This window comes from Haloarcula sp. H-hyl6 (genome assembly GCF_056934455.1).
In genome coordinates, this window is sequence record NZ_JBRIIK010000003.1 from 469,665 (window position 1) to 476,033 (window position 6,369).

6 protein-coding genes are annotated in these 6,369 nt (G+C 66.7%); 2 read left to right on the top strand and 4 right to left on the bottom strand.

What is annotated here, in order from left to right; all coding sequences use genetic code 11:
• Nucleotides 1-35 precede the first annotated feature (35 nt).
• Nucleotides 36-641, top strand: a complete 606-nt coding sequence (locus tag Hhyl6_RS20690) for a molybdenum cofactor guanylyltransferase (protein ID WP_483741148.1) — start codon at nt 36-38, stop codon at nt 639-641.
• A gap of 11 nt (nt 642-652) precedes the next feature.
• On the opposite strand, the gene Hhyl6_RS20695 is transcribed toward Hhyl6_RS20690, so the two are convergent.
• From Hhyl6_RS20695 to ppsA, 4 genes are all read right to left on the bottom strand, one after another.
• A complete protein-coding gene (locus Hhyl6_RS20695; RefSeq protein WP_483741149.1) occupies nt 653-1,123 on the bottom strand; it encodes a hypothetical protein in 471 nt (156 codons plus the stop codon).
• A 79-nt stretch (nt 1,124-1,202) separates the two neighbouring features.
• Nucleotides 1,203-1,577 carry a CBS domain-containing protein gene (locus Hhyl6_RS20700; RefSeq protein WP_483741150.1) on the bottom strand — a complete coding sequence of 125 codons (375 nt, stop codon included), beginning with the start codon at nt 1,575-1,577 and terminating at the stop codon, nt 1,203-1,205.
• A gap of 94 nt (nt 1,578-1,671) precedes the next feature.
• On the bottom strand, nt 1,672-3,078 hold the full coding sequence (locus Hhyl6_RS20705; RefSeq protein WP_483741151.1) for an MFS transporter: 1,407 nt from the start codon (nt 3,076-3,078) through the stop codon (nt 1,672-1,674).
• A gap of 3 nt (nt 3,079-3,081) precedes the next feature.
• Nucleotides 3,082-5,352, bottom strand: coding sequence for a phosphoenolpyruvate synthase (gene ppsA / locus Hhyl6_RS20710; protein WP_483741152.1), 2,271 nt, complete (start codon nt 5,350-5,352; stop codon nt 3,082-3,084).
• Between the two features lie 286 nt (nt 5,353-5,638).
• Between ppsA and Hhyl6_RS20715 the strand changes: the two genes are divergently transcribed.
• The coding region (locus tag Hhyl6_RS20715) for a type II glyceraldehyde-3-phosphate dehydrogenase (protein ID WP_483741153.1) at nt 5,639-6,369 on the top strand (731 nt) is incomplete at its 3' end.

Sequence of the window (6,369 nt, forward strand, 5' to 3'; positions counted from 1 at the left end):
CAAGCTTCTTGCGTCCGAACCGTGAACCGACACCCATGCACGCAGGCGTCGTCATCGCCGGGGGCCGGTCCACGCGGTTCGGAGACAGCGACAAGGCCGTCGCCGACCTCGGCGGGACGCCGATGATACGACGGGTAGTGGACCGAATCGCGCCGGTCGTAGACGAACTGGTCGTCAACTGTCGGCGCGAACAGATTGACGCCATCGAGCGCGCGATTGCGGGCGCGGAACTCCGGCCGACCTTCGCCCCCGACGAGACGCCCGACGAGGGGCCGATGGCCGGCATCGCGCGCGGCCTCAGAGCGACCGAGGGCGAGTACGCGGCGGTCGTCGCCTGCGACATGCCGTTCGTCAACCCCGATTTCGTCGAGTTCCTCTTCGACCGGGCATCGGGTCACGACGCGGCGGTGCCCCGACCCGACGAGTGGTTCCAGACGACGCAGGCCGTCTATCGGTCCGACCCGATGGTCGAAGCCTGTGAAGCGGCGTTGGCACGGGGCGAGCACAGAATCGTGGAGGCCATCTTCGACCTCGATTACGTGGTCGTCGAACGGGAGGCGATACTGCGTGAGACGTCGCTAGAGACCTTCGATAACCTGAACACGCGCGAGGAGTTCGAGGCCGCGGCCGAGCGGTTCTGAACGACGGACGGTCAGCGACCGAAAATCTCGCTCACGAGTTTCTGTGCGAGGTCCGCGTCGTCCGGTGACTCCCACTCCGTCTCGACGTCGAGGTCGAGCGATTCGCACACCCGTCGGACGTCTTCGAGTACGTTGGCGAACCGCCCCGCCTGTCCGACCGACTCCTCACCCTCGACGATGCGTTTCAGCGTCACGTCCTCCCACTTGAACGCCCCCTCGCCGCTGCCACCGACCATGACCACCAGCGTCACCGCGTCGTCGTCAGTTTCCTCCACGACGAGCGACACCATCAGCCACGAGTCGACGTGCGCGGCGGCGCGTTCGTAGGCGATTTGCGTGAACCCGTCGCCTTCGTAGCGGTGGATGTTCCGGATGCCGCGCTTGTTCAGCGACCGACGGGCCAAATCGGCCTTCTCTTCGACGTAGGCGTCGGTGAACTGGTCGGCGGCCTCGCCTCGGAGGGTGAGGTTCGTGGCCTTCATACGGGTGCGGACTGGCGCACCGCACAAGTAGGTTGGTCCGTCGCGGACCACTACCAGTGCCGTTCCGGCCGTCGGACGCCTACGACAGGAAGTTGGTGATGTCCGAGGAAGAGACCATCCCGATGTAGTCGTCTTCGACCACCGGGAGGTGGTTGATACCGAAGTTCTCCATCATCGCCGCCGTCTCGACGAGGCGCAGGTCCGGCGGCACCGTCTCGACGGACTCGGTCATCACGTCGGCGACGTCTAGCTGGGCGGTGTCCCGTTCCTCGGCGACGGCGTCGAGGACGTCGGTGCTGGTGACGATAGACGGGGGCGCGGTCGTCACCAGCAACGCGCTGATGTCTCTGTTGCGCATCTCTTTGGCCGCTTCGACCAGCGTTGCGTCCGGCGAAATCGTCACCAGTGGGGTCGACATAACGTCGTCGACGACCGCTTGTTCGTGAGTTGCCATACAGCTATCAACGAACACCGGGGGCTTGGTTCTTGTTCCTCTCGCGGCCGGGCACCACGACCTGACGGACTTCGTATGATTTGTGGCGACCTGCTCACGCCAGCGCACGCCCCATCGTCTCCGGGGCGAGGACGCCGACGAAGAGGCCGGCACAGAACAGGGCCAGCGCGAACGGGGTGAGAGCGGCAGCGTAGCCGTAGGGGATGAGTGCCCCGGCGACCACCGGTCCCGCGACGGCCGCTATCTTCCCGAGTCCGGCCGCGAACCCGAGGCCCGAGGACCGGACGTTCGTCGGGAACAGTTCCGTCGTGTAACCGAAGACGACGGCGAAACACCCGAAGATGAAGAACCCCGTGGCGAACAGACCCGTCAGGAGCGCGGCGGTGCCGCCGACGCCGAGGCCGAAGTCCACGCTGGGGAGCGCCGCGACGAAGACGGCCGTCGAGAGACCGGCGAGGACGAACGACGACGCGAGGACCCGCGTCCGACCGAACCGGTCGACGACGGCCGAGGCCGCGAGGACGCCGAGCAACTGGAACAGGCCCACGGCGAGGAGATAGGTGTACGCGCCGCCGAGATAGCCCGCCGCCTGTATCGTGTCCGGGAGCCAGATGAACACGCCGTAGTAGCCGAGGTTCAGGCCGACCCAGACAGACGAGATGAGCGCCGTCCTGCCGCGCAGGTCCGCGGCGAACAGACGGCCGAACGAGGGTCTGCTCCCGTCGCCGATGCGCAACTGGTCGGCGGTCACGTCGAGCGAGACGCCGTTCTGTTCGGCGATGTCGGCGAGACGCGCCCTCGCGGCCGACCGTCGACCGGTCCGCGCGAGGTAGTACGGCGACTCGGCGAGGCGCGCGTGGACGAGTCCGAGCAACACGACCGGCGCGCCGGCGGTGACGAAGACGAGTCGCCACGCCGCGACGCCGAAGACAGTCGCGGTGAGTCGGCCAGCGGGCAGGAGCGCTGCCGACAGCAGGACCGTGGCGACGTGCCCGACGGCGAAGAACCCCTCCAGGTACGCGAGGTACCGACCCCGTCGTCGTGTCGGGACGTGTTCCGAGAGGTGCGAAGCGGCGACGGTGACCGTCGCCCCGACGCCGAGACCGGTCAACAGACGGAAGACCAGTGCCGAGTAGAACCCGGTCGCCAGCCCCGTCAGTGCCGTACACCCAGTGAACAGGCCGACGGCGACGACGAGTGCCCGCTTCCGTCCGTTCCGGTCGCTGTACCGACCCCCGAGGCTGGTGCCGAAAATCATCCCGAACGGCGTCGCACTGCCGAGTATCCCGGCCTCCATCGCAGAGAGGTTCCACACCGCCTCGAACACCGGGATGGTGAACGAGACGACGAGAATCGACAGCGCCGTCGCGCCCCAGACCACGCCCGTCGTCAGGAGCAGGCGCTGTTGGAACCGGCCGACCGGCAACCTATCGACGACTTCGCCGACGGTGACGGACTCGGCGTCCGACACGCGCTCCTCGCTCTCGTGCGCGTGGGCCACGTCTCACTCCCGGACCGAGTCGAGGACGAGTCGCTGTTCGACCCGTTTGGCCTCTCGCTGGGCGTCGTGGACGGCGTCGACGTTGACGCTCATGGACGTGATGCCCGCCTCGACGAGCTCCCGTATCATCTGGGGTTTCGAGGCTGCCTGCCCGCAGATGCTCGTCGCCACGTCGTGCTCCCGGCACGTCTCGATGGTGTCGGTCAGCAACTGCATCACCGCGGGGTGGAGTTCGTCGTACCACTCTGCCACGTTGCCGTTGTTGCGGTCGACGGCCAGCGTGTACTGGGTGAGGTCGTTCGTCCCGAAGGAGACGAAGTCGACGCCAGTCTCGCAGATGGCCTCGCTCTGGAGGGCGCTGGACGGCGTCTCGACCATCACGCCCCACGGTCGCTTCGCGGGGTCGATGCCGACCTCTCGCATCAGCGACTTCGCCTGTTGGACGTCCTCGGCGTCGTTCACGAGCGGGAACAGTATCTCCAGATTGTCGTAGCCCATCTCGAAGAGGCTCTTGAAGGCGCGCAACTGGAGTCTGAACGTCTCCGGTTCGGTGAGTGACCGACGGACGCCGCGGTAGCCGAGCATCGGGTTGTGTTCGTTGGGTTCGGACTCGCCGCCCTCCAGTTGCCGGAACTCGTCGGTCGGCGCGTCGAGCGTCCGCACTCGCACGGGTCGAGGGTAGAACTCGTCGGCGACGGAGCGCATCGCGTCGCTGAGCGTGTTCACGAACGCTTCCTCGCCGTGTTCCTCGACGTAGTGGGCGGGCGTCTCGTTGGTCGAGAGCACCATGTGCTCCATGCGGAGCAAACCGACGCCGTCGGCGCCCGTCGCGGCCGCACGCTCCGCGGCCTCCGGGATGGAGACGTTCACCTTGATGTCCGTCGCCGTCAGGGGTTTGCGCGTGGTCCCCTGTCGGGACCCGTCGGTGCTCTCCGTCGTCTCGCTCCCGGCGTCGCTGTCCGGGACGTGTGTGCCGTCCGAGACGACGCCGCGAGCCCCGTCGACTGTGACTCGCTGGTCGTCGGTCAGTGCGTCCGTGGCGTCCTCACACCCGATGACTGCCGGGACGCCGAGTTCGCGGGAGACGATGGCCGCGTGACTCGTCATCCCACCCTCGTCGGTGACCAGCGCGTCCGCGCGCTTCATCGCCGGCACCATGTCTGGCGTCGTCATCTCCGTGACCACCACGTCGCCCTCGTTGACCTTGTCCAACTGGTCGAGCGTCCCGACGACGCGAGCCGACCCGGTGGCCGTGCCGGGACTCGCGCCTAATCCGTCCGCCAAGGTACCGTCCCCGTCCTCGTCGTCTGCCGACGACTCCGCCTCGGCGTCGTCGTCGATGGTCGTAATCGGGCGAGACTGGAGGAGGTAGATGTCCCCCTCGTGTATCGCCCACTCGACATCTTGTGGTTGGTCGTAGTGGTCCTCGACCATCTCGCCGAGTTCGTAGAGGTCGTCCAGTTCCGCGTCGGAGAGGACCCGTTCGTCGCGGCGCTCCTCGGGGACCGATTTCTCGACGGTCTGGCCGCTCTCTGCGTCCCGGACGTACATCGTCTTCTTCGTCGAGACGGTGACGTCCTCGACGGACTCGGACTGGCGGTCGTACGTGTAGTGGTCGGGTGAGACAGCGCCGGAGACGACGGCCTCGCCGAGTCCCCACGCCGCTTCGACAGTTATCTCCCGCGCACCTGTCGACGGGTGGCTGGTGAACATCACGCCGGACTTCTCGGCGTCGACCATCTGCTGGACGACGACAGCGATGTCCACGTGTTCGTGGCCGAAGCCCTGTTCGTCCCGATAGTAGATAGCGCGCTGGGTGAACAGCGACGCCCAACAGTCCTTGATTCGGTCCAGCAGTTCCTCCCGTCCGATATTCAGGAACGTCTCCTGTTGGCCGGCGAAGGAGGCGTCGGGCAGGTCCTCCGCCGTGGCCGAGGACCGCACTGCGACGAGGGGTTCGTCGCCGAGGTCGTCGAACGCCGAGAGGATGGACTCGCGCATTCCATCGGGCCACTCGGCTTCGAGGACGAGTTCGCGGGCGCGCTGTTCGGCCTCTGCCAGCGCTCGGGAGTCTGCCGAGTCCACGTCGACGGCTTCGAACAGTTCCTCCGCGATACCGGCCTCGGTGATGAACTTGCGGTACGAGTCGGCAGTGACTGTAAAGCCGGGCGGAATCGGCAGTCCGAACGACGAGAGTTCGCCCAGGGACGCCGCTTTGCCGCCGACGGTGTCGACGTCACTGGCGCTTACCGCGTTGAGCCAAGCTACGGTCATCACTGTGGGTTTCAACCGACCCGGTGATGAACATTTGGCTCGCGTAGCCGGGAGGACACGTGTCGTGTACGGCATTTTCAACGTATCATACAAACGTCAGCTCGAAAGAACGCCCGGGTCGTTTATCCGACCGTGGGTGAAAGTCACGGACGATGTCTGTCCGTCACCAACCCCAGTCGACTCGCGACTGGCGAGCAGTCGTCACTTCGCTCTGTTCGCCCCCCACGTACATCGACGCGCCCGTCACAGAGCCGATTCGCGACCTCGCCGGCGGGGCATTGGTACGATGATTGCCGTCGGCGTGAACGGCTACGGTACCATCGGTAAACGGGTCGCAGACGCCGTCTCGGCCCAACCCGACATGCAGGTCGTCGGCGTCAGCAAGCGCTCGCCAAACCACGAAGCGCGCGCGGCCACGGAGAACGGGTTCGACCTGTACGCCGCCGACCCATCCCGAACCGCCGCGTTCGACGACCGGGACATTCCGGTGGCCGGTACCGTCGAGGAACTGGTCCGCGCGAGCGACGTCGTCGTCGACGCGACGCCCGCCGGCGTCGGCGAGGCGTACGGTGACCTCTACGACGACGCTGACGCCGGTGTCGTCTATCAGGGTGGCGAGAACGCCACCGTGGCGCCTCAGAGTTTCTGCGCTCGCGCGAACTACGAGGACAGCGTCGGCAGCGAGGCCACCCGCGTCGTTTCCTGTAACACGACGGGACTCGCTCGAGTCCTGACGCCGCTACTGGAGACCTACGGGGTCGACTCAGTCGACGCGACCCTCGTCCGCCGGGGCGGGGACCCGACACAGACCGACCGCGGCCCCATCAACGACATCGTCCCCGACCCTATCGAGGTCCCCTCGCACCACGCACCCGACCTGCAGTCGGTGTTGCCCGGCCTCGACGTGACCACGAAAGGTATCACGGTTCCGGCGACGCTGATGCACCTCCACAGCGCCACCATCGCGCTGGACGGTGACCCGACGGCCTCGGCCGTTCGAGAACTGTTCGACGCGGA